At 75.4% G+C, this 552-nt stretch carries 1 protein-coding gene; it reads right to left on the bottom strand.

What is annotated here, in order from left to right; translation table 11 throughout:
• Positions 1–552, bottom strand: a 552-nt coding sequence (locus B7767_RS36825; RefSeq protein WP_143652846.1) for a serine/threonine-protein kinase, incomplete at both ends; no start/stop codon positions are given.

Genomic DNA, 552 nt, shown 5'->3' with positions numbered 1-552 from the left:
CGGGCGCACGTCGGCGAGGCCCTGGGCCTCCCGGGCGGCGATCTCCTTGAGCCGCAGCGACAGCTGGAGCGTGCTGGGCCGCTCCTCGGGGTCCTTCGCCAGGCACGCGCGGACGAGGGGGGCCAGGGCGTCCGGGACGCCGTGCAACTGGGCCTCCTCGTGCACCACGCGGTACAGCATCACCTCGGAACTGCCGTGTCCGAAGGGCGAGTCGCCCATCGACGCGTACGCGAGCGTGGCGCCCAGCGAGAACACGTCGGTGGCCGGGGTGACGGCCGCGCCGCGCACCTGCTCCGGGGCGAGGAAGCCGGGCGAGCCGACCGCCGTGCCGACGTGCGTGAGCGTCGACGCGCCGGTCGCCCACGCGATGCCGAAGTCGATGATCCGCGGCCCCTTCGGGGACAGCAGGATGTTGGACGGCTTGAGGTCCCGGTGCACCACACCGGCCTCGTGCACGGCGACCAGCCCCTCGGAGAGGGCCGCGCCGACGGCGGCGACGTCGGCCGCGCCGAGCGCCCCCTCGTCGGCGACCTTGTCGTGCAGCGAGGGCCC

The organism is Streptomyces sp. 13-12-16 (assembly GCF_002114215.1).
Classification (GTDB): Bacteria; Actinomycetota; Actinomycetes; order Streptomycetales; family Streptomycetaceae; genus Streptomyces.
The sequence above is the reverse complement of the archived record's forward strand: the minus strand, read 5'-3'. Positions and strand labels throughout refer to the sequence as shown.